Origin of the sequence: Streptomyces griseochromogenes, from assembly GCF_001542625.1 — a bacterium.
Taxonomy (GTDB): Bacteria; Actinomycetota; Actinomycetes; order Streptomycetales; family Streptomycetaceae; genus Streptomyces; species Streptomyces griseochromogenes.
The window spans coordinates 9683100-9704288 of the sequence record NZ_CP016279.1 but is presented as its reverse complement, the minus strand read 5'-3'; the positions used below and the strand labels follow the sequence as shown (position 1 = coordinate 9704288).

Here is a 21189-nt window from a genome sequence, read left to right as displayed (position 1 = left end):
CATGCGCTACGACTCCCCGCTGGCCGCGGTGGGCAACACCCCTCTGGTGCGCCTGCCGCGGTTGTCGCCGTCCGCCGACGTCCGGATCTGGGCCAAGCTGGAGGACCGCAACCCGACCGGCTCGGTCAAGGACCGCCCGGCCCTGCACATGATCGAGCAGGCGGAGAAGGACGGCCGCCTGACTCCCGGCTGCACGATCCTCGAACCCACCTCCGGCAACACCGGCATCTCCCTCGCGATGGCCGCCAAGCTCAAGGGCTACCGCATGGTGTGCGTGATGCCGGAGAACACCTCGCAGGAGCGCCGGGACCTGCTCGGCATGTGGGGCGCCGAGATCATCCCCTCGCCGGCCGCGGGGGGCTCCAACACCGCCGTGCGCGTGGCCAAGGAGCTGGCCGCCGAGCATCCCGACTGGGTGATGCTCTACCAGTACGGCAACCCGGACAACGCCGGCGCCCACTACGCCACGACCGGCCCGGAGATCCTCGCCGACCTCCCGTCGATCACCCACTTCGTCGCGGGCCTCGGCACCACCGGCACCCTCATGGGCGTCGGGCGCTATCTGCGCGAGCACAAGCCGGGCGTGAAGATCGTCGCCGCCGAACCGCGCTACGACGACCTGGTCTACGGCCTGCGCAACCTCGACGAGGGCTTCGTACCGGAGCTGTACGACGCCTCCGTCCTCACGTCCCGCTTCTCGGTCGGCTCCGCCGACGCGGTCACCCGCACCCGTGAACTCCTCCAGCAGGAGGGCATCTTCGCGGGCGTCTCCACCGGCGCCGCCCTGCACGCGGCGATCGGCGTGGGGAAGAAGGCGGTCAAGGCGGGGGAGAGCGCCGACATCGTCTTCATCGTGGCCGACGGCGGCTGGAAGTACCTGTCCACCGGCGTCTACACGGCGGCCACCACCGAGGAGGCCATCGAGACGCTGCAGGGCCAGCTCTGGGCGTAGGCCCGTCGTCAAACTCCTGCCAGCCCCCTCCCATGAGGGGGCTAAACCCATCCTATGGAGAGGCAAAGGATTCCGTCCGGTACTGCCCGTGCTCCGCGGCCCGGGTCTACGTTCCTCGCGCACCCTGACATGTCACGCTCACTCGGCGTCGGGGTGGCAATGAGTGTCATGCTCATGACTGCGCGGCACCGCCGCTACGCGCGTCACGGGCCTGCCCAACCAGTGCGAGAAACCCCACTTCCCCATGGAGGCAGTACCCCATGCGTGAGTCACACCCGAGCGGGCACAGACGGAGCCTGCGAAGACTTCTCTCCATCGCCCTCCCGTCCCTCGCCCTGACCGTCGCCGGACTGGCCACGGCACCGACGGCCGGAGCCCAGGCCGCCGCGGCCCCCGCGCCCCACACCTCCCGGGCCGCGCAGAACGCCAAGGCCCTGACCGCCCCGGAGCGCCAGACCTTCCACTCCACCGGCAAGGCCGGGCAGAAGGTCCCCACGACCCACCTGTGCGCCACGGCCGAGCCGGGCCACGCGTCCTGCTTCGCCCAGCGGCGCACCGACATCAAGCAGCGGCTCGCCTCGGCGCTCGCCGCCGCGGCCCCCTCCGGCCTCTCCCCGGCCAACCTGCACAGCGCCTACAACCTGCCCTCGACGGGCGGCAGCGGCCTGACGGTCGCCATCGTCGACGCCTACAACGACCCCAACGCCGAGTCGGACCTGGCCACTTACCGCTCCACCTACGGCCTGTCCGCCTGCACCAAGGCCAACGGCTGCTTCAAGCAGGTCAGCCAGACCGGCTCCACCACCTCGCTGCCGACCAACGACACCGGCTGGGCCGGTGAAGAGGCGCTCGACCTCGACATGGTCAGCGCGGTCTGCCCGAACTGCAGCATCGACCTGGTCGAGGCGAACTCCGCGAACGACACCGACCTCGGCATCGCCGAGAACGAGGCCGTCACGCTGGGCGCCAAGGTCGTCTCCAACAGCTGGGGCGGCGGAGAGTCCTCCGCGCAGACCAGCGAGGACACCCAGTACTTCAAGCACCCGGGCGTCGCGATCACCGTCTCCTCCGGCGACTCCGCCTACGGCGCCGAGTACCCGGCGACCTCCCAGTACGTGACCGCCGTCGGCGGCACCGCGCTCACCTCCTCCTCCAACTCCCGCGGCTGGAGCGAGTCGGTGTGGCACACCAGCTCCACCGAGGGCACCGGCTCCGGCTGCTCCGCCTACGACCCGAAGCCGAGCTGGCAGACCGACACCGGCTGCTCCAAGCGCATGGAGGCCGACGTCTCCGCGGTCGCCGACCCGGCCACCGGCGTCGCGGTCTACGACACCTACGGCGGCTCCGGCTGGGCGGTCTACGGCGGCACCAGCGCCTCCGCCCCGATCGTCGCCGGCGTCTACGCCCTCGCGGGCACCCCGGGCTCCGGCGACTACCCGTCGAAGTACCCGTACCAGCACACGAGCAACCTGTACGACGTGACCAGCGGCAACAACGGCAGCTGCTCCCCGTCGTACTTCTGCACCGCGACCGCCGGCTACGACGGCCCGACCGGCTGGGGCACCCCGAACGGCACCACCGCCTTCACCGCCGGCACCAGCACCGGCAACACGGTGACCGTCACCAACCCCGGCAGCCAGTCCACCACCACCGGTGGCTCGGCCGCCCTGCAGATCCACGCCACCGACAGCGCGGGCGCGGCCCTCACCTACAGCGCCTCCGGCCTGCCGACCGGCCTGTCCATCGACAGCTCCTCCGGCCTGATCTCCGGCACGGCGTCCACCGCGGGCACCTACCAGGTCACCGTCACGGCCAAGGACTCCACCGGTGCCTCCGGCGCGACCTCCTTCACCTGGACGGTCGGCTCCTCCGGCGGCACCTGCACCGGCGCCCAGCTGCTGGCCAACCCGGGCTTCGAGTCGGGCAGCACCGGCTGGACCGCGAGCAGCGGCGTCATCACCAGCGACAGCGGTGAGGCCGCGCACAGCGGCTCCTACAAGGCCTGGCTCGACGGGTACGGCTCCTCGCACACCGACACGCTGTCCCAGTCGGTGACCGTCCCGGCCGGCTGCAAGGCCAGCTACACCTTCTACCTGCACATCGACTCCGACGAGACCACCAGCAGCAGCGCGTACGACAAGCTGACGGTCAGCGCCGGTTCGACGACCCTGGCGACCTACTCGAACCTCAACGCCGCCTCCGGGTACACGCAGAAGACCTTCGACCTGTCCTCCTTCGCGGGACAGACGGTCACCCTGAAGTTCAGCGGGGTGGAGGACTCCTCCCTCCAGACCAGCTTCGTCGTGGACGACACCGCCCTGACGACCAGCTGAGCCGCGTCACACCGGTCCCGCACACGGACGCCGTCCGTGTGCGGGATCCGTTCGCGCCGGTGGTACGTCACATCTGCACCAAGGGGCCGGTCGGCCGGCCACGGCAGAAAGGCGGACACCCATGCGCCGTACGACACCCATCGTCCTCGCGGCCACAGCGCTGCTCCTGGCAGGCTGCGGCTCCCAGAGCGGCGGGGACACCGGCAGCAAAGGCAAGGTGTCACCGTCGGCCTCCGCACCGTCCTCCGGCAGCGGGTGCGCCGCCCGGCTGGAGCTGAAGGCGGCCGCCAACGGCCGTACCGTCTGCCTGGCCAAGGGCGGCGAGCTGCGGATCAGCCTCGACGGCACCAAGACCCGCCCCTGGAAGCCGGTCGCCGCGAGCGGTACCGCCCTGCGGGCGATCAACGCGGGCTTCGTCATCCAGCCGGGCGATGCCTCGGCGGCCTACAAGGCGGTGGCGGCCGGAACCGTGAAACTGACGTCCTCCCGGCCGCTGTGCCCGGCCCCCGACCCCGGCCAGGTCTCCTGCAAGGGCATCCAGGAGTGGACGGTCACGGTGAACGTGCGGTGAGACGGCGCGCCCCGCAGGGGCGCGGGGCCGTGTCCGGCATGCGGCTGCGCCGCGGGGCGCGATCAGCGACGACGGCGCGGCGGACGACCGCCGGCACCTAGTTCGCGAGATGTCTCACCTGATCCCACAAGACAGGGTCGACCACACCCACCCGTCGCCGGAAGTCGCCGACAGGCACCTCGCGCAGCTCGTCGGTCTGCAGGAAGCTGGGCCGCCCGTGGGCATCACCGACCGCCCCGGGCGGCAGCGGGATCACCCCGGCGCGCTCGTCGTGGTACCTGCTGGTGATCTTCGCGACCGTGGCCCGGTCGCCGCGTACGGCCAGCACCAGACAGGGCCGGTCCTTCCCCCGCCCGTCTCCCGCCACCGCCCTGTGCGACGCGCTGCGCGCGGCCCCATTCGACTCCGTGTGCTCCTCGTAGGGCACGTTCGCCCACCAGATGTCCCCCGGGTGCGGACGTGCCGCGCGGGCCCGGTCCCGGCCGCCGAGGCGCCCCGGCGGCCGCAGCCGGCGCCCGCCGGGGCGGCGGGCCCGGCCCCAGCCGTCGACGAGCGTGGCGACCAGCGCGAGCAGCACCACCGCCGCGAGCGCCAGCCACCAGGACGTGTCCATGAAGACGACGTTACCGGCGTGTGCTCTGTATTGCGCGCCCTCTCGCATTCCCTGTGCGCCCCCGGTCCAGCCGAACCGGTGACACCACAGGTGAGTTCGCCCACAACGGCCCCTGGCGGAGGAGCGACCCGCCCTTTCGCGCCTTACGCTCGACAAACCGCACGACCCCCCTATGCCCCTTTCCCGACCCCTCCCCTCAGCTCCCCGCCCACCGGTTCCCGCCAACGGAGGTTTCTGCTTCATGAAGCTCACCGTCGTCGGCTGCTCGGGGTCGTTCCCATCCGCGGAATCGGCCTGCTCGAGCTACCTCGTCGAGGCCGACGGCTTCCGGCTGCTGCTCGACATGGGCAATGGCGCCCTCGGAGAGTTGCAGCGCCACTGCGGTCTCTACGACCTCGACGCGATCTTCCTGAGCCATCTGCACGCCGATCACTGCATCGACATGCTCGCGTACTTCGTCGCGCGCTACTACCGCCACGAGGGCGGCCGCTGCGCACCGATCCCGGTCTACGGCCCCGAGGGCACCGAACACCGCCTGACCACGGCCTACGCCGACACCCCCTCCGCCTCCTCGATGAGCGAGGTCTTCGACTTCCACACGGTCAAGCCGTCCACGTTCGAGATCGGCCCGTTCACGGTGCACACCGAGCGGATGCGCCACCCCGTGGAGGCGTACGCCATCCGGATCGAGCACGGCGGACGGTCGCTCACGTACTCCGGCGACACGGGCGTCAGCGAGGCGCTGGACGAGCTGGCCCGGGACACGGATCTGTACCTGTGCGAGGCCGCCTTCACGTACGGCCGGGAAGACATCCCCGACCTGCACCTCAACGGCCGTGAGGCGGGCGAGTCGGCGGCCCGCGCGGGCGCCCGCCTCCTGGTCCTCACCCACATCCCGCCGTGGACCGACCCGCAGGTCAACCTGGCCGACGCACGCGAGGTGTTCGACGGACCGGTGGAGCTGGCGGCGCCACGGGCGACGTACGAGATCTGACCTTTCACGTACGGGAAGGCCCCGGAACCTCCTCGGTTCCGGGGCCTTCGTCATGCCGGGCCGGTCTCACGCCTTGGTGAGGTCCTCGATCTCCTCCTCGGGCTCGCGGCCCGGGGTGGGGAGGTTGAACTTGGTGATCGCGAAGCGGAAGAGGAAGTAGTAGACCGCCGCGAAGACCAGGCCCACGGGGAACAGCAGCCAGGGCTTGGTGGAGATGCCCCAGTTGATGAACACGTCGGTCAGGCCGGCCGAGAAGCTGAAGCCCATGTGCATGCCCAGCGCCCAGGTGACGGCCATGGACAGCGCGGTCAGCACCGCGTGGATGGCGTACAGGATCGGCGCGATGAACATGAACGAGAACTCGATCGGCTCGGTCACACCGGTGACGAACGAGGTCAGGGCCAGCGAGGTCATCATGCCCAGCACGGCCTTGCGGCGCTCGGGGCGGGCGGAGTGCGCGATGGCCAGGGCCGCCGCCGGCAGACCGAACATCATGATCGGGAAGAAGCCGGTCATGAACATACCCGCGTGCGGGTCGCCCGCGAAGAAGCGCGGCAGGTCGCCGTGGAAGACCGTGCCGGCGGAGTTCGTGTAGTCACCGATCTGGAACCACGCCACGGAGTTGACGAACTGGTGCATGCCGATCGGGATCAGCGCGCGGTTGATCAGGCCGAACAAGGCCGCGCCGAAGGAGCCGAGACCCGTCATCCACTCGCCGAAGTTGGTGATCACGTCACCGATGGGCTGCCAGCCGAGGATCACCAGGACACCGAGGACCGAGCCGACGGCGGCGGTGATGATCGGCACCAGGCGCCGGCCGTTGAAGAAGCCGAGCCAGTCGACGAGCTTCTTGCGGTGGTAGCGCTGCCACAGCACGGCGGTCAGCAGGCCGAGGATGATGCCGCCGAGCACGCCGGGGTTCTGGAAGGTGGCCGCCTGTGCCGCCTCGTGGCCCTTCTGCCAGAATCCTCCGAAGGGGGCGACCGGGGTGTAGGTGGCGCCCTCGTGCCCGTCCTTGATCGGGAACTGGTGGATCACCGCGTAGTAGGTGAGGAAGGCAACCACGGCGGCCAGCGCCGTCGAGCCGTCGGCCTTCTTCGCGAAGCCGATCGCCACGCCTATGCAGAACAGCAGGGGCAGGCCGAAGGAGCTGTCGAACAGCACACCGCCGGCGCCGGCGAAGACCTTCGCGACGTCCGTGGGAAGGTGCAGCTTGGCCTGTACGTCGGGCTGGCCGAGGCGCATCAGGATGCCCGCCGCCGGGAGCACGGCGATGGGAAGCTGGAGGCTGCGGCCGACCTTCTGCAGGCCCTGAAGCAGCCCGGATCCCCGCTTCTTCGCGGGGGCCGCCGTTGACGCGGTGGCGGTGCTCATACGTCCTCCATCGGGTGGTGGTCTACACCACTCAGTGGTGTAGACCTGTTGTAGCACGATGAAGGCGGGATAAGGAACCCGCGAATCCGCTCACAACTTGGTTACGTCCTCGACCTCCTCCTCCGGCTCCCGGCCCGGCGTCTTCAGGTCGAACTTCGTGATCGCGAAGCGGAAGACCACGTAGTAGACAGCCGCGAAGCACAGGCCGATCGGGATGATCGCCCACGGCTTCGTCGCCAGGTTCCAGTTGATGACGTAGTCGATCAGGCCCGCCGAGAAGCTGAAGCCGTCGTGCACCCCGAGCCCCCACGTCGCCGCCATCGAGGCGCCGGTGAGCAGCGCGTGGACCGCGTACAGCAGGGGAGCGACGAAGAGGAAGGAGTACTCGATCGGTTCGGTGATGCCGGTGACGAACGAGGTCAGCGCCACGGAGAGCATCAGCCCGCCGATCTCCTTGCGGCGGTGCGGCCTCGCGCAGTGGGTCATCGCCAGCGCGGCCGCCGGGAGCGCGAACATCATGATCGGGAAGAAGCCCGAGGTGAACTGGCCGGCGTTCGGGTCGCCCGCCAGGAACATGTTGATGTCGCCGTGCACCACCGTGCCGTCCGGCTTGGTGTAGCTGCCGAACTGGAACCAGATGGGCACGTTGAGGAACTGGTGCAGCCCGACCACCAGCAGCGCCCTGTTCGCCACGCCGAAGACGCCCGCCCCCCAGGCGCCGAGGTCGCTGAGCCAGTGGCTGAAGCTCTCCAGCGCGTCCCCGATGGGCGGCCAGACCCACAGGGACAGCGCGGCGAAGACGATCGCCACGAAGGCCATGATGATCGGCACGAGCCGGCGGCCGTTGAAGAAGCCGAGCCAGTCGACGAGCTTCGTGCGGTGGTAGCGGGCCCAGAAGAAGGCGGCGAGCAGCCCCATGACGATGCCGCCGAACACGCCGGGGTTCTGGTACGCGAACGCGGTGGCCGTCGCGTCCGGGGCGATGCATCCGACGCCGGGCACGGCCTTCGTGCCGCCGGCGCAGTCCTTGGGGAACTGGTGCAGGACGCCGTAGTAGACGAGGAAGCCGGCGAGGGCGGCGAGGGCGGTGGAGCCGTCGGACTTCTTGGCCATGCCGATGGCGACGCCGACACAGAAGAGAAGGGGGAGCCCGAGGGCGCCGTCCAGGAGGGCGCTGCCCGCGCCCGCCATGACCTTGGAGACATCGGTCCAGCCCAGGCCGTTCGCGCCGAAGACGTCCGGCTGTCCGAGCCGGTTGAGGATGCCCGCCGCCGGCAGCACCGCGATCGGCAACTGGAGGCTGCGGCCCATCTTCTGCAGGCCCTGGAAGAACTTGTGCCAGCGGGCGAGCGCGGGGCTGACCGTGCTGTCGGCGCTCATCGGCGTCCTCCCTGACCGCTTCACCCGGCGCGGTTTGGCGACCGTACCCCCGGTGGTGTAGACCAGTCGGCGGACGGTTCCGCTGTCGTGATCGCCATCATTCGGCACGCACGGCATGACCGCTCGCAAAGATGGGCCAACTGTGGGTTACTGCGACAAAGCGGTTCGGATCAGGGAGAAGGAACATGGCCAGCAAGGCTGAGAAGATCGTCGCCGGCCTCGGCGGTATCGACAACATCGAGGAGATCGAGGGCTGCATCACCCGGCTCCGCACCGAGGTGTCCGACGCCTCGCTGGTCGACGAGGCCGCCCTGAAGGCCGCCGGCGCCCACGGCGTCGTCAAGATGGGTACCGCCATCCAGGTCGTCATCGGCACCGACGCCGACCCGATCGCCGCGGAGATCGAAGACATGATGTGAACCCACCGGGTTCACGGCGAAAGGGGCCCTTCCCACCGGTGCTCTTCCCACCGGGGAGGGGCCCCTTCCGTCACTCCGGATAGGCTCAGCGCCATGTCTCGAATCGACGGCCGCACCCCCGAACAGCTCCGCCCGGTCACCATCGAACGCGGCTGGAGCAAGCACGCCGAGGGCTCCGTCCTCGTCTCCTTCGGCGACACCAAGGTCTTCTGCACCGCCTCCGTCACCGAAGGAGTCCCGCGCTGGCGCAAGGGCAGCGGCGAGGGCTGGGTCACCGCGGAGTACTCCATGCTGCCCCGCGCCACGAACACCCGCGGCGACCGAGAGTCCGTCAAGGGCAAGATCGGCGGCCGTACCCACGAGATCTCCCGGCTCATCGGCCGCTCCCTGCGCGCCGTCATCGACTACAAGGCGCTCGGCGAGAACACCATCGTCCTCGACTGCGACGTCCTCCAGGCCGACGGCGGCACCCGCACCGCCGCCATCACCGGCGCCTACGTCGCCCTCGCCGACGCGGTCGCCTGGGCCCAGGGCAAGAAGCTGGTCAAGGCCGGCCGCCAGCCGCTGACCGGAACCGTCAGCGCGGTCTCGGTCGGCATCGTCGGCGGCGTCCCCCTCCTCGACCTCTGCTACGAGGAGGACGTGCGCGCGGAGACCGACATGAACGTGGTCTGCACCGGCGACGGCCGCTTCGTCGAGGTCCAGGGCACCGCCGAGGCCCAGCCCTTCGCCCGCGAGGAACTCAACGCCCTGCTCGACCTCGCCGTCACCGGCTGCACCGAGCTGACCGGGATTCAGCAGGCCGCGCTGGCCCGCACCCTCGAAAAGTAAAGGGAAGGCCAAAGCCCGAGGGTTCGCGCGGGCAACCCCCGCCCCCTCCCCGGCGTCCTTGGATACGGGCGCACGGCCCATCACCGTGCGCCCGGTCAGCCGTATCAAGGGGAGGGAACACATCACCATGGCCGCCACCCGACGCCGAGGCCGCCTCGCCGCCGTCGCCGCCGCCGTCGCGACCGTCGCGCTCACCGCGGGCCTCACCACCGGCTGCGACGCCGTCAACAAGGCCCTGGACTGCGTGCAGACCGCCGACTCCATCGCCGACAGCGTCACCGACCTCCAGCAGGCCGTGGAGAACGCGGCGAAAGACCCCACCCAGGCCGACGCCTCCCTCGACTCCATCGAGAAGGACCTGAAGAAGATCGGCGACAAGACCGACAACGCCGACGTCAACAAGGCGGTCGACAGCCTGGACAAGGCCGTCGGAAACGTCCGCACCGCCCTCAAGAACGGCGACAAGACCCCCGACCTCAGCCCCGTCACCGACGCCGCAGGCCAACTGACCAAGGTCTGCACGCCGTAGCGGCAACGGGGGCCCTGCGGCACCTTCTCACCGAACCGAGCGGAGGACCGACGGGGCCTTCTCGGCCGACCGAGTGGAGGGCCGACAGGGTCTTCTTGGCGGACCGAGTGGGGAGTTGACGGCGTCTTCTAGGGCCGACGGGGTCTTCTCGGCGGACCGAGTGGAGGGTCGACGGGGGCTTCTCGGCCGGCCGGCTGGAGGGCTGCGGTGCGTTCTCGGCTGAGCGAGTGGAGGCCTGGCGGCACCTTTTCGGCCGACCGAGTCGGGCGGTGGGTGGGCACAGGCCGGGGTCTGGGGCGGAGCCCCAGGGACCTCGGCCGCCACCCCCGGACTCACCACCCCTTCAGCCTGCGCCGCTCCTTGCGCTCCAGCTTCTCCTGCCGGCGCTGCTCCTTCAGCCGCTGCTGCTCGGCCCGCGTGATCTTGCGTGCCACACCGACCCCGCCCCAGAACGCGAACCCGCCGATCACCACCCGTGGCGCCCCCGGATCGGGCCGCTCGTCGCCCTTGGGATGCTCGAAGCCGCCCATGATGCCGATCCCGCGCACCACGACCTCGACGCCCGGCGGCACGATCACCTGCACCCCGCCCATGATCGCCACACAGTTGATCTCGACCTCGCGGGCCGCGAAGTCCGCCTCGCGTAGATCCAGCTCACCACCGCCCCAGAAGGCGAGGCAATTGAACCGCTTGTGCACCTTCCAGCGGCCCTTGCGCTCGAACCCGGACATGACCGCGAGCGCGATCTGCGGCGACTCCCCGCCGCCGACGATCCGGTTCGCCCAACCACCGCCGTCCACCGGCTCCTTGGCGAAGGACACGGGAGGGGGCGCCACCGCCCCGGACGCGGGCAGATCACGGGTGATCGGCGCCAGCTCGGCGTACGTACGCGCCTTGTACGCCGCCTCCAGCCGCTCCTCGAACTCCCCCATGTCCAGGCGTCCCTCGGCAAGGGCGTCCCGCAGCACCTCGGCGACCCGTTCGCGGTCGGCGTCGGATGCGCGGAGTTCCGGGACTGCGTCGTCGCTCATGACGGAAAGCCTACGAGACGGCCTTCCCGGCGTACATCTTCGCGATGACGGCCTCGATGTCCGGCTCCCGCACCGACAGATCCACCAGCGGATACTCGGCCGCGATCGACGCCACCAGCGGCGCCGCCGACTGCCCCGCCGCGAACGCCAGCCACTGCCGCGGCCCTTCCACCCGCACCACCCGGCAGGACGGCACCTCGATCGGCGGCAGCTCCCGCTCCAGATCCACCACCAGCGTCCGCTCGCTCTCCCCGGCCTCGTGCAGCCCCGCCAGCGCACCGTCGTACATCAGCCGTCCGTGGTCGATCACCATCACCCGCGAGCACAACTGCTCGATGTCCTGCAGATCGTGCGTCGTCAGCAGCACCGTCGTCCCGCGCGCGGCGTTCAACTCCTTCAGGAAACCCCGCACCTTCGCCTTGGACACCACATCCAGACCGATCGTCGGCTCGTCCAGGTACAGCACCTCCGGATCGTGCAGCAGCGCCGCCGCGATGTCCCCGCGCATCCGCTGCCCCAGCGACAGCTGCCGCACCGGCACGTCCAACAGATCGCCCAGCTCCAGGAGTTCCACACACCGGTCCAGATTCTCCCGGAACCGGGCGTCCGGGATCCGGTACATGCGGTGCGCCAGCCGGTAGGAGTCGATCAGCGGCAGGTCCCACCACAGCGTCGTCCGCTGCCCGAACACCACACCGATGCGATGCGCCAGCCGCGTCCGCTGCCGCGAGGGATCGATCCCCGCCACCCGCAGCCGGCCCGCGCTCGGCGTCAGGATGCCGGTCAGCATCTTGATCGTCGTCGACTTCCCGGCACCGTTCGGCCCGATGTAGCCGACCATCTCACCGCGCGCCACGGTGAACGAGATCGAGTCCACCGCCCGCACCTGCCGCCGCTCCCGTTTGAGGAACCCGGCCTTCTTGCGTACCTCGAAGACCTTCTCGACCTTCTCCAGGGCGATGAAGGCACCGTCCGGTTCCATGACGTCACTGTCCGGCATCCCGCTAGCTCCCTGTGCTCCGATACGAACGAAGTCCCGCCCGCCACGCCAGCCCGGCCAGCGCACAGCACGCCACCGCCACCAGCGGCGACGCGAACGCGACCCAGCCCGGCAGACCCAGCGGATACGGCCGGCCCAGCACGTAGGTCGCCGGCAGCCAGTTCACGAAGGCCAGCGGCAGCACGAACGTCACCCCGCGCACCAGCTCCTTCGCGAACACCGTCGGCGGATACTGCAACAAGGTCGTACCGCCGTACGTGAACGCGTTCTGCACCTCCGAGGCGTCCTGCGCGAGGAACTGGAACGCCGCCCCCGCCACGAACACCGCGCAGAAGATCCCGAACCCGCTCGCCACCATCACCGGCATCAGCAGCAGCCGCGCCGCCGTCCAGTCGATCTCGACACGGGTCAGCGACCAGCCCAGCACCAGCAGCCCCTGCGTCACCCGGCCCAGCCGCCTCAGCGCGAACCGGTCGGCCGCCACCTGCGCCAGCACCGGCGCCGGCCGCACCAGCAGCGTGTCCAGCGTGCCGTCCCGCACCCGCCGCCCCAGCCGCTCCATCGACCCGATCACCAGATCGGCCAGCCCGAAGGACACGCCGGACAGCCCGTACAGGAACGCCACCTCCGGCAGCGAATAGCCACCGAGCGCGTCCACCCGCGAGAACATCAGCATGATCGTGACGAAGTCGAAGAAGGTCGCCGCGAAGTTCCCGAACGTGGTCATCACGAAGGACGCCCGATAAGCCATCGTGGACCGCACCCACATGCCCGCGATCAGCCAATAGGTCCGCGCGCCCGCCACCAGCCTGCTGCCCTCACCCACCTTGGACCACCACCCGCCGCGTCGCCGCCGACTGCACCAGCCGGCCCACGCCCAGCAGCGCCGCCGCCCACGCCGCCTGGAACAGATAGGTACCCAGCGGATCCGCGTGCCCCAGCAGAATGTCCGCCGGCGCCTGCAGCAGCGAGGACCACGGCAGGACCCGTACGATCTCGCCGAGTGCGCCCGGGAAGACGTTCAGCGGCAGCAGCATCCCCGAGCAGAAGAACCCGAGCAGCCACACCATCTGAGACACACCCGTGCCGTCCAGCAGCCAGAACGTGCTCAGCACCACCAGGAAACGGATCCCGAAGCCGACCACCATCGCCAGCAGCACCGCGATGAAGAAGGCCGCCCAGGTGCCCGCGTCCCTGGGCAGGTACACCGGAAAACACAGGGCGCCGAAGGCGAACGGGATCACCCCCCGCCCCAGCAGCTGGAAGAAGGCCCGGCCGAGATCGGCGGCGAGCCACCACAGCTGAAGATCGGCGGGCCGGTACAGGTCGATCGCCACGTCCCCCGTACGGATGCGTTCCATCAACTCGTCCTCGACGCCGCCGCCCCCGATCGCGAGCGTCGACAAGAGCGCCTGACCGAGCCACACATACGTCAGCATCTGCGCCTGGTCGTACCCCCCGAGGTGTGGTTTCTCGTCCCAGAGCGCGCGATACGTGTACACGAGAATCAGCCCGAAGGCCGTGTTGGTGAACACCCCTGCCGCAGTCGCCGCCCGATACGTCGCGTACCGTCTGAATCCGCCCGCTGCGACGGCCACGTACAACCGTCCCGCGCCCACAGCAGTCGACCTCCCTGGACCGCTCGACACCGAAGCGCAGGAGCCTAGTCCGGAGGCCCGGCAGCCGGCCACGCATTTTCCGTGCCGGAAGCGTGACCGGAACCGGGAACGGAACGCCAGGTGCGAGAGTCTTCAAACAGGGGGCGCAGAAGGCGTACGAGGCGTACGGGAAACGTACGACGCGAAACAGGAGTCCGTGCACGACATGAGCGACGAGCCGCAGCCGCAGCAGAACGAAGGCGGAGCGCCGAAAGAACCGCTGCCGGCTGAAGGGCCCGGAGAGCAGGGGGGCCCGAGCAACCGCGAGGACGTGACCGAGGGCCGAGGGGGTTCCCGGGACGACCAGGACGGTCGGGGCGAGGGCCGGGGCCGGGATCAGGACCGGGAGGGTTCCGCTGCCCGGTCGGACCGGACGTCCGGGGACCAGACGCTTCCCGGTGCCGGTGCCGGTGCCGGTGCCGGTAGTGGTACGGGCACCGGTTCGGTGCAGGCGGCGCGGGCACGTCGGGCGGCGCTGGCCGCTCAGGCGAGCCGTGCGGGACGGACCGGCACGGACGGCCACTCGGATGAGAGCCCCCCGGCGGCCGAGGCGTCCCAGCGGCCCAAGCGCCCGGAAACGCCGGCCCAGAAGTCCGGGAAGCCTCAGGGCCCGGCGGCACCTCAGCGGTCCGACGACTCCCCGGTCTCCGGGAAGCCCAAGGGCTCCGTCGGACCTCAGCGGTCCAGGGAGTCCCAGGGGAGCGCCAAGCCTCAGGAGTCCGAGCAGCCCCCGGCGTCCGAGAGCACCCAGATTCTCCGTCGCATCAAGCCGGACGAGGCGCCCGCGACCCCGAAGGCGGACACCGCCAAGGCGGCCGCCACCCCGCAGACGGCCAAGGACGCCCCGGCGCCCGAGAGCACCCAGGTCCTCCGTCGCATCAAGCCGGACGAGGCGCCCGCGACCCCGAAGGCGGACACCGCCAAGGCGGCCGCCACCCCGCAGACGGCCAAGGACGCCCCGGCGCCCGAGAGCACCCAGGTCCTCCGCCGCGTCAAGGCCCCGCAGCAGGCCGGCCCGGCCCAGCCGCCGTCCCGGCCGACCCAGTCCGGCAAGGCGAGCGGAGCGGCCAAGGGCGCCCAGGCCGCCGCGGCCGGCGGCGCCGCCAAGGCAGCCCAGGCCGGTATGGCGGGTGCGGGTGCCGCTGCCGCTGCCGGCCGCGCCACCCCGGGCACGGCCCCCACCGACCGCACCACTTCGGGCACCGGCTCCACCAGCCGCGCCAACCCCGGCACCGGCTCCACCCCTTCGGGCACCGGTTCCACCGGCCGCGCCACCCCGGGCGCCGCCCCCACCAACCGCACCCCCGAAGCCGGCCCCGCCGACGCACCCGCCGCCCTCGCGGCCAGCGGCGGCGACGGAGGCGGAGGCAAGGGCGGCAAGAAGCCCAAGCGGCCCAAGCGGACCGGCTGGCGCCGGCTCATCCCCACCTGGCGCATGGTGCTCGGCACCTTCGTGATCGGCGTCCTGCTGATCGTCGGCCTCTTCTTCCTCGGCTACTCGCTCGTGAAGATCCCGCCGGCCAACGCCCTCGCCACCAAGCAGAGCAACGTCTACCTCTACGCCGACGGCTCCCAGCTCGCCCGCGACGGCAAGATCAACCGCGAGAGCGTCAGCCTCGCCCAGATCTCCAAGGACGCCCAGCACGCCGTCCTGGCCGCCGAGGACCGCGACTTCTACACCGAGTCCGCCGTCGACCCCAAGGCCATGCTCCGCGCCGGCTGGAACACCGCCACCGGCAAGGGCAAGCAGTCCGGCTCCACCATCACCCAGCAGTACGTGAAGAACTACTACCTGGCCCAGGAACAGACGATCACCCGCAAGGCCAAGGAATTCTTCATCTCGATCAAGCTGGACCAGAACAAGTCGAAGGACCAGATCCTCGAGGGCTACCTCAACACCAGCTACTTCGGCCGCAACGCCTACGGCATCCAGGCCGCGGCCCAGGCCTACTACGGCAGGGACGCCACCGACCTCGACCCGGCCCGCGCCGCCTACCTCGCCGCCCTCGTCAACGCCCCGAGCGAGTACGACGTCGTCGCCCACCCCGAGAACAAGTCCGCGGCCCTCGCCCGCTGGAACTACGTCCTGGACGGCATGGTCAAGAAGGGCTGGCTCAGCGAGGCCAAGCGCACCGGCATGAAGTTCCCCATGCCGAAGGAACAGACCGTCTCCACCGGCCTGTCCGGCCAGCGCGGCTACCTCGTCGAGGCGGTCAAGCACTACCTGACCACCAACAACATCATCGACCCCGACAAGCTGGCCCTGGGCGGCTACCGCATCACCACGACCTTCCAGAAGGACAAGCAGAACGCCTTCGTCAAGGCCGTGAACGACCGGCTGATGTCCAAGCTGGACAAGAAGAACAACAAGGTCGACAACAACGTCCGCGCCGGCGGAGCCTCCGTCGACCCCAAGACCGGCAAGGTCGTCGCCATGTACGGCGGCATCGACTACGTGAAGCAGTACACCAACGGTGCCACCCGCGGTGACTTCCAGGTCGGCTCCACCTTCAAGCCGTTCGTCTTCACCTCCGCGGTCCAGAACGGCTCGACCACCCAGGACGGCCAGACCGTCAGCCCCAACACCTACTACGACGGCACCAACAAGCGCCCCGTACAAGGCTGGAGCGGCGGCCCCTACGCCCCCGAGAACGAGGACTCCAAGTCCTACGGCGACATCACCGTCCGCAAGGCCACCGACCTGTCGGTCAACACCGTGTACGCCCAGATGGCCGTCGACGTCGGCCCCGCCAAGGTCAAGCAGACCGCCGTCGACCTCGGCATCCCCTCCGACACCAAGGACCTCCAGCCCTACCCGTCCATCGCCCTCGGCACCGCCACCGCCAGCGTCCTCGACATGGCCGAGGCGTACGCGACCCTCGCCAACCACGGCAGGCACGGCACGTACACGATGATCGAGAAGATCACCAAGGAGGGCACCGAACAGGTCAAGCTGCCCGACGAGCCGGTCAAGCAGGCCGTCAGCCGCGAGGCCGCCGACACCACCACCTCCGTCCTGCAGAGCGTGGTCGACAACGGCACCGCCACCGCGGCACAGGAGGCCGGCCGCCCCGCCGCGGGCAAGACCGGCACCGCCGAGGAGGACACCGCGGCCTGGTTCGCCGGCTACACCCCCGAACTCGCCACCGTCGTCTCCGTCATGGGCCAGGACCCGGTCACCGCCGGCCACAAACCGCTCTACGGCGCACTGGGCCTGCCCCGCATCAACGGCGGCGGCGCACCCACCGAGATCTGGGCCCAGTTCACCCGCAACGCACTCAAGGGCAAGCCGGTCTCCGACTTCGACCTAGAACTCCAGCAGGGCGCCGACGTCCAGGCTCCCCCCTCGCAGGCCCCGTCCACACCCGGCACCACCGGAACCCAGGACAACGGCGGCACCACCGGCACCCCCACGGACGGCGGCAAGCCGACCCACGGCACGACCGGCGGTGACACCACCGGCACCCCCACCAACGGCGGCACGACCGGCGGTACCCCCACGACGAACGGCGGTGCGACCACCGACGGCGGCGGCACCACCACCACGGGCGGCGGCACACCCGGTGGTACCGACGGCGGTGGCACGACCACCGGCGGCGGCGCACCAGGCGGTACCGACGGGGGCGGCACGACCACCGACGGCGGAACCGACGTCGGCACCACGGACGGCGGCGTCACAGCGGGCCAACCACAGTGACCGGCTAGCGACCTTCAGTGACCGCTGGTCGCCTTCAGCCCCACCACGGCGACCAGCAGCAGACAGACGAAGAAAATCCGGGCGGCGGTGACCGGCTCACCCAGCACCACCATGCCGAGCACCGCCGCCCCGGCCGCCCCGATCCCCACCCACACGCCGTACGCCGTACCGATCGGCAGGGACTTCGCGGCGTACGACAGCAACACCATGCTGGCGACGATCCCGGCACCGGTGAGCACACTGGGCACGAGCCGGGTGAATCCGTCGGTGTACTTCATCCCGATCGACCAGCCCACTTCCAGCAGACCGGCGACCACAAGCAGCACCCAGGCCACGACAAACACCTCCGAGACGAGAACGACTCTTCTTCGGTGCGTCGTCTTTGCCTGCATCCCGGTACGGCGCGTCTCGTCGGGCTCCTTCGAACATAGCAAAGGGACGACAAAAGGGGCTGGTGACAACAGTCACCAGCCCCCATCGGCCATCGAATCGACCGAATCAGAGGTACAGGCCGGTGGAGTCCTCGCCGCCCTCGAACCGGTCCGCGGCCACCGCGTGCAGATCGCGCTCCCGCATGAGCACATACGCCACGCCCCGCACCTCGACCTCGGCACGGTCCTCCGGGTCGAACAGAACACGGTCGCCGGGCTCCACCGTCCGCACGTTCTGCCCGACCGCGACGACCTCGGCCCAGGCCAGCCGCCGCCCGACCGCCGCGGTCGCGGGAATCAGGATGCCGCCGCCCGACCGCCGCTCGCCCTCACCCGTGTCCTGCTTGACCAGCACCCGGTCATGCAGCATCCGAATGGGCAGCTTGTCGTGCTGAGGGTTGCTCTGCTGGTTTCTGTTGGCGCTCACGCCTCGAACCTACCTGCCTCGGACCCGCCCGTACGACCCAGGACCACCCGCTCGACTCCGCCTTGTCAGCTCTTGCGCCGCCGTGACCCGAGGGCGAGCAGCCCCACCACACCCACGACGACAAGCGCGACAGGGACGACCCGCTCCAGCCTGGGCGCGCCCTCCTCGTCCACGAACTGCGCCCGCACCTCACTCACCACCCGATTGACCTGGACATAAGCCCGCCCGACCGTGTGATCGACATTGGCGACGACCTTGGCCTTGGCATCCCCGACGATCGTCTTCGGATGCACCCGCACCCCGATCTCGTCGAGCGTCTCGGCCAGCACGTCACGGCGGCGCTTGATGTCCGCCTCGATCTGCGCCGGGGTTCTGGTGTCCGACGTGTCCGCCACCGTACGGCCTCCGAAGTCTCCTGATGCTGTCCTGGACAGTCTGTCAGCTCCACCCCCCGCCGCGCCGCAACGCCCCCCGTTACGCTGGACCGATGAGCGAGCGACTCCAGCCCGGGGACGTGGCCCCCGCCTTCACCCTCCCGGATGCCGACGGCAACGAGGTGTCCCTTTCCTCCCACAAGGGCCGCAAGGTCATCGTCTACTTCTACCCCGCGGCCCTGACCCCCGGCTGCACCAAGCAGGCCTGCGACTTCACGGACAACCTCTCCCTCCTGGCCGGCGCCGGCTACGACGTCATCGGCATCTCTCCCGACAAGCCGGAGAAGCTGGCCAAGTTCCGCGAGCAGGAGTCCCTGAAGGTCACCCTCCTCGCCGACCCCGACAAGAAGGTCCTCGACGCCTACGGCGCCTTCGGCGAGAAGAAGAACTACGGCAAGACGTACATGGGCGTCATCCGCTCCACGGTCGTCGTGGACGAGGAGGGCAAGGTCGAACGGGCCCTGTACAACGTCCGCGCGACGGGCCACGTAGCCAAGATCATCAAGGACCTGGGGATCTGAGTCCCTGAGGGCAATTTCCTCCTGCTGAACAGCCCGCGCCGGGATGCCCCGGCGCGGGCTGTTTCCATTCCGGGCGTGACTGTCCGATAAACGGTTAGTTACTCCGTGCGAGCTGCGAATGCGCAGCCGGAACGGAGGGGGACTCGATGGGGGCCAGTGCGTACACCAAGGAGCGGCTGGAGGAGGCGGCTCGCGGGGCGCGGACGCTGTCGGAGGCGTTGGAGCGGTTAGGGGTGGACCCGAAGAGCTCGACGCGGCGGTACGTGCTCGGGCGGATGAGGAAGCTGGGAGTGGATGTGTCGCACTTCGAGCGGGAGGGGGTGAGGTGGACACGGGAAATCCTTGAGCAGGCGGTGGCCGCCTCCACGAACATGTGCGAGGTACTGCGGCGGCTCGGGCTGGAGGTCGTGGGCGGTCACCACACGCAAATCAGTCGGCGGATCAAGGCGTATGGGATCGATACTTCGCACTTCCAGGTGCCACCGCGAGGTGTCGACGCCAGGCCTCGTCGGACGGCAGAAGCCGTGCTCGTCGAGCTGCGGGACACTCAGGCCCGGCGAGTCCCGAGCGATCGTCTCAAGCAAGCGCTGCTCGCCCAGGGCCTGGAAGAGTGCTGTGCCCTGTGTGGAATCGAGGCGGTGTGGCGGGGGAAGCCGCTGCCGCTGGAGGTCGATCACATCGACGGCAACTGGCGGGACAACCGCATCGACAACCTGCGCTTCCTCTGCCCCAACTGCCATTCTGTAACGGACACTTACCGGGGGCGTGGCAGGGGTGCCCGATGAGCAGCGGTGTGCAGTACACCCGCGAGCGGCTGGAAGAAGCTGCCGCACAGTGCTCCGACGTTGACGAGGCCATCGCCTTTCTGGGTGTGCGGTCGTACGCCAACCTCCGGCGATATCTCATGAAGCGGGCAGGGGCACCGGCGCGGTAAGCGGAGCCACAACGCGAAAGGCCCTGAGGACATCCTGGTCCGTCACGAGGGCAAGCGCCGAACGGACACCGCGCTGCTGCGTCGTGCTCTCCGGGACGTGGGAGTACCGGAACGGTGCGCAGATTGTGGGGTCGAGCCGGAGTGGCTCGGCAAGCCCATGACGCTGGAGGTCGACCACGTCAACGGGGATGGGAGCGATGACCGGCGCGAGAACCTGCGGTTGCTGTGCCCCAACTGCCACGCGATCACTAGCACCTGGTGCAGGGGAGGCAGAAGGCAGCCAGCGACTCCCGGTACGATGGCAGGCGGCTAGCGGCGGTGGCGCAATGGCGACGCAGCAGACTTAGGATCTGTGGCCCCTGACCGGGCTTGAGGGTTCGAATCCCTTCCGCCGCACTTGAACGGCCTGCGAATCGTAAGTGTGATTCGCAGGCCGTTTCTGTGCCTTCAGCCCAACAACTCCCGCACCACCGGCACCAACGCCCGAAACGCCTTCCCCCGATGGCTGATCGCGTTCTTCTCCTCGGGGCTCAGCTCGGCACACGTCCGCGTCTCGCCGTCCGGCTGGAGAATCGGGTCGTACCCGAACCCGTTCGTGCCCACCGGCGCATGCCGCAGGACACCCCGCAGCTGCCCCTCGACCACCCGCTCCCTCCCGTCCGGCAGGGCGAGCGCCGCCGCGCACGCGAAGTGGGCGCCCCGGTGTTCCTCCGCGATGTCGGACAGCTGGGCCAGCAGCAGCTCCAGGTTGGCCCGGTCGTCTCCGTGCTTGCCCGCCCAGCGGGCCGAGAAGATGCCGGGGGCGCCGTTCAGGACGTCCACGCAGAGACCGGAGTCGTCGGCGACGGCGGGCAGGCCGGTGGCCCGGGCCAGGGCGTGGGCCTTCAGCAAGGCGTTCTCCGCGAACGTCACGCCCGTTTCCTTGACGTCGGGGACGTCGGGGTAGGCGTCCGCGCCGACGAGTTCGTGGGGGAGTCCGGCCTCGGCGAGGATGGCCCTCAGCTCGGTGATCTTTCCGGCGTTGCGGGTGGCGAGGATCAAGCGGGTCATGGGGGCCAGT

At 69.9% G+C, this 21189-nt stretch carries 21 protein-coding genes, 1 tRNA gene, 1 pseudogene and 1 riboswitch; of the genes and pseudogenes, 12 read left to right on the top strand and 11 right to left on the bottom strand.

The window, feature by feature from the left end:
• The first annotated feature begins 1 nt into the window (after position 1).
• The 3 genes from AVL59_RS42290 to AVL59_RS42280 all read left to right on the top strand — a co-directional run bounded on the left by AVL59_RS42290 (position 2) and on the right by AVL59_RS42280 (position 3856).
• A complete protein-coding gene (locus tag AVL59_RS42290) occupies positions 2–952 on the top strand; it encodes a PLP-dependent cysteine synthase family protein (RefSeq protein WP_067315013.1) in 951 nt (316 codons plus the stop codon).
• A gap of 260 nt (positions 953–1212) precedes the next feature.
• Positions 1213–3285, top strand: a complete 2073-nt coding sequence (locus tag AVL59_RS42285; RefSeq protein WP_067315011.1) for a putative Ig domain-containing protein — start codon at positions 1213–1215, stop codon at positions 3283–3285.
• 121 nt (positions 3286–3406) lie between these two features.
• Complete coding sequence (locus AVL59_RS42280) at positions 3407–3856, top strand: hypothetical protein (RefSeq protein ID WP_067315009.1); 450 nt, start codon at positions 3407–3409, stop codon at positions 3854–3856.
• A gap of 97 nt (positions 3857–3953) precedes the next feature.
• On the opposite strand, the gene AVL59_RS42275 is transcribed toward AVL59_RS42280, so the two are convergent.
• Positions 3954–4469: a type II toxin-antitoxin system PemK/MazF family toxin gene (locus AVL59_RS42275; protein ID WP_067315008.1), complete on the bottom strand. Its 516-nt coding sequence runs from the start codon at positions 4467–4469 to the stop codon at positions 3954–3956.
• Positions 4470–4710: 241 nt separating this feature from the next.
• Here AVL59_RS42275 and AVL59_RS42270 point away from each other — a divergent pair, with 241 nt between their 5' ends.
• Complete coding sequence (locus tag AVL59_RS42270) at positions 4711–5463, top strand: MBL fold metallo-hydrolase (RefSeq protein WP_067315006.1); 753 nt, start codon at positions 4711–4713, stop codon at positions 5461–5463.
• 66 nt (positions 5464–5529) lie between these two features.
• Here AVL59_RS42270 and AVL59_RS42265 read toward each other — a convergent pair whose 3' ends face one another.
• A complete protein-coding gene (locus tag AVL59_RS42265; RefSeq protein WP_067315004.1) occupies positions 5530–6837 on the bottom strand; it encodes a PTS transporter subunit EIIC in 1308 nt (435 codons plus the stop codon).
• 90 nt (positions 6838–6927) lie between these two features.
• Positions 6928–8217, bottom strand: coding sequence for a PTS transporter subunit EIIC (locus AVL59_RS42260; protein WP_067315002.1), 1290 nt, complete (start codon positions 8215–8217; stop codon positions 6928–6930).
• Positions 8218–8402: 185 nt separating this feature from the next.
• Between AVL59_RS42260 and AVL59_RS42255 the strand changes: the two genes are divergently transcribed.
• The 3 genes from AVL59_RS42255 to AVL59_RS42245 all read left to right on the top strand — a co-directional run bounded on the left by AVL59_RS42255 (position 8403) and on the right by AVL59_RS42245 (position 9996).
• A complete protein-coding gene (locus AVL59_RS42255; RefSeq protein WP_030610403.1) occupies positions 8403–8636 on the top strand; it encodes a PTS sugar transporter subunit IIB in 234 nt (77 codons plus the stop codon).
• Positions 8637–8729: 93 nt separating this feature from the next.
• Positions 8730–9467, top strand: a complete 738-nt coding sequence (rph, locus tag AVL59_RS42250; RefSeq protein WP_067315000.1) for a ribonuclease PH — start codon at positions 8730–8732, stop codon at positions 9465–9467.
• A gap of 127 nt (positions 9468–9594) precedes the next feature.
• Positions 9595–9996 (top strand): hypothetical protein, encoded by a 402-nt coding sequence (locus AVL59_RS42245; protein WP_067314998.1) that lies wholly within the window; start codon positions 9595–9597, stop codon positions 9994–9996.
• 332 nt (positions 9997–10328) lie between these two features.
• On the opposite strand, the gene AVL59_RS42240 is transcribed toward AVL59_RS42245, so the two are convergent.
• From AVL59_RS42240 to AVL59_RS42225, 4 genes are read right to left on the bottom strand one after another with little or no spacing between them, the layout of a single operon-like run.
• Complete coding sequence (locus AVL59_RS42240) at positions 10329–11027, bottom strand: DUF1707 SHOCT-like domain-containing protein (protein WP_067314996.1); 699 nt, start codon at positions 11025–11027, stop codon at positions 10329–10331.
• A 10-nt stretch (positions 11028–11037) separates the two neighbouring features.
• Entirely contained in the window at positions 11038–12027 is a 990-nt protein-coding gene (locus tag AVL59_RS42235) for an ABC transporter ATP-binding protein (RefSeq protein ID WP_067314994.1), read from the bottom strand.
• A gap of 4 nt (positions 12028–12031) precedes the next feature.
• A complete protein-coding gene (locus AVL59_RS42230) occupies positions 12032–12796 on the bottom strand; it encodes an ABC transporter permease (RefSeq protein ID WP_067318425.1) in 765 nt (254 codons plus the stop codon).
• Positions 12797–12845: 49 nt separating this feature from the next.
• Positions 12846–13646, bottom strand: coding sequence for an ABC transporter permease (locus AVL59_RS42225; protein WP_067314992.1), 801 nt, complete (start codon positions 13644–13646; stop codon positions 12846–12848).
• A 1162-nt stretch (positions 13647–14808) separates the two neighbouring features.
• On the opposite strand from AVL59_RS42225, the gene AVL59_RS42220 reads away from it, so the two are divergent.
• On the top strand, positions 14809–17382 hold the full coding sequence (locus tag AVL59_RS42220) for a transglycosylase domain-containing protein (protein ID WP_237281961.1): 2574 nt from the start codon (positions 14809–14811) through the stop codon (positions 17380–17382).
• 14 nt (positions 17383–17396) lie between these two features.
• Here the strand turns inward: AVL59_RS42220 and sugE are convergent, their stop codons facing one another.
• The 3 genes from sugE to AVL59_RS42205 all read right to left on the bottom strand — a co-directional run bounded on the left by sugE (position 17397) and on the right by AVL59_RS42205 (position 18635).
• Complete coding sequence (gene sugE, locus AVL59_RS42215) at positions 17397–17717, bottom strand: quaternary ammonium compound efflux SMR transporter SugE (RefSeq protein WP_067314990.1); 321 nt, start codon at positions 17715–17717, stop codon at positions 17397–17399.
• A 35-nt stretch (positions 17718–17752) separates the two neighbouring features.
• Positions 17753–17824: riboswitch (guanidine-III (ykkC-III) riboswitch) on the bottom strand.
• Positions 17825–17880: 56 nt separating this feature from the next.
• Complete coding sequence (locus tag AVL59_RS42210; RefSeq protein ID WP_245384167.1) at positions 17881–18183, bottom strand: GroES family chaperonin; 303 nt, start codon at positions 18181–18183, stop codon at positions 17881–17883.
• 122 nt (positions 18184–18305) lie between these two features.
• Complete coding sequence (locus tag AVL59_RS42205) at positions 18306–18635, bottom strand: DUF3618 domain-containing protein (RefSeq protein WP_067314987.1); 330 nt, start codon at positions 18633–18635, stop codon at positions 18306–18308.
• A 92-nt stretch (positions 18636–18727) separates the two neighbouring features.
• Here AVL59_RS42205 and bcp point away from each other — a divergent pair, with 92 nt between their 5' ends.
• The 4 genes and pseudogenes from bcp to AVL59_RS42185 all read left to right on the top strand — a co-directional run bounded on the left by bcp (position 18728) and on the right by AVL59_RS42185 (position 20525).
• Entirely contained in the window at positions 18728–19195 is a 468-nt protein-coding gene (bcp, locus tag AVL59_RS42200; protein WP_067314985.1) for a thioredoxin-dependent thiol peroxidase, read from the top strand.
• Positions 19196–19341: 146 nt separating this feature from the next.
• On the top strand, positions 19342–19980 hold the full coding sequence (locus tag AVL59_RS42195; protein ID WP_067314983.1) for an HNH endonuclease signature motif containing protein: 639 nt from the start codon (positions 19342–19344) through the stop codon (positions 19978–19980).
• Positions 19977–20442, top strand: a pseudogene (locus AVL59_RS42190) (HNH endonuclease). The gene AVL59_RS42195 and the pseudogene AVL59_RS42190 overlap by 4 nt, the downstream one beginning before the upstream one ends.
• Positions 20442–20525: transfer RNA gene (locus AVL59_RS42185), tRNA-Leu, on the top strand. Before AVL59_RS42190 ends, AVL59_RS42185 begins: the two are co-directional and overlap by 1 nt.
• Before the next feature lie 51 nt (positions 20526–20576).
• Here the strand turns inward: AVL59_RS42185 and rdgB are convergent.
• Positions 20577–21179 (bottom strand): RdgB/HAM1 family non-canonical purine NTP pyrophosphatase, encoded by a 603-nt coding sequence (gene rdgB, locus AVL59_RS42180; RefSeq protein WP_067314981.1) that lies wholly within the window; start codon positions 21177–21179, stop codon positions 20577–20579.
• Positions 21180–21189 lie beyond the last annotated feature (10 nt).

Coding starts and splice junctions, on each gene's coding strand:
- AVL59_RS42290 (WP_067315013.1), top strand. CDS start 2: ATGCGCTACGACTCCCCGCTGGCCGCGGTGGGCAACACCCCTCTGGTG.
- AVL59_RS42285 (WP_067315011.1), top strand. CDS start 1,213: ATGCGTGAGTCACACCCGAGCGGGCACAGACGGAGCCTGCGAAGACTT.
- AVL59_RS42280 (WP_067315009.1), top strand. CDS start 3,407: ATGCGCCGTACGACACCCATCGTCCTCGCGGCCACAGCGCTGCTCCTG.
- AVL59_RS42275 (WP_067315008.1), bottom strand. CDS start 4,469: ATGGACACGTCCTGGTGGCTGGCGCTCGCGGCGGTGGTGCTGCTCGCG.
- AVL59_RS42270 (WP_067315006.1), top strand. CDS start 4,711: ATGAAGCTCACCGTCGTCGGCTGCTCGGGGTCGTTCCCATCCGCGGAA.
- AVL59_RS42265 (WP_067315004.1), bottom strand. CDS start 6,837: ATGAGCACCGCCACCGCGTCAACGGCGGCCCCCGCGAAGAAGCGGGGA.
- AVL59_RS42260 (WP_067315002.1), bottom strand. CDS start 8,217: ATGAGCGCCGACAGCACGGTCAGCCCCGCGCTCGCCCGCTGGCACAAG.
- AVL59_RS42255 (WP_030610403.1), top strand. CDS start 8,403: ATGGCCAGCAAGGCTGAGAAGATCGTCGCCGGCCTCGGCGGTATCGAC.
- rph (WP_067315000.1), top strand. CDS start 8,730: ATGTCTCGAATCGACGGCCGCACCCCCGAACAGCTCCGCCCGGTCACC.
- AVL59_RS42245 (WP_067314998.1), top strand. CDS start 9,595: ATGGCCGCCACCCGACGCCGAGGCCGCCTCGCCGCCGTCGCCGCCGCC.
- AVL59_RS42240 (WP_067314996.1), bottom strand. CDS start 11,027: ATGAGCGACGACGCAGTCCCGGAACTCCGCGCATCCGACGCCGACCGC.
- AVL59_RS42235 (WP_067314994.1), bottom strand. CDS start 12,027: ATGCCGGACAGTGACGTCATGGAACCGGACGGTGCCTTCATCGCCCTG.
- AVL59_RS42230 (WP_067318425.1), bottom strand. CDS start 12,796: ATGTGGGTGCGGTCCACGATGGCTTATCGGGCGTCCTTCGTGATGACC.
- AVL59_RS42220 (WP_237281961.1), top strand. CDS start 14,809: ATGGCGGGTGCGGGTGCCGCTGCCGCTGCCGGCCGCGCCACCCCGGGC.
- AVL59_RS42210 (WP_245384167.1), bottom strand. CDS start 18,183: ATGCTGCATGACCGGGTGCTGGTCAAGCAGGACACGGGTGAGGGCGAG.
- bcp (WP_067314985.1), top strand. CDS start 18,728: ATGAGCGAGCGACTCCAGCCCGGGGACGTGGCCCCCGCCTTCACCCTC.
- AVL59_RS42195 (WP_067314983.1), top strand. CDS start 19,342: ATGGGGGCCAGTGCGTACACCAAGGAGCGGCTGGAGGAGGCGGCTCGC.
- rdgB (WP_067314981.1), bottom strand. CDS start 21,179: ATGACCCGCTTGATCCTCGCCACCCGCAACGCCGGAAAGATCACCGAG.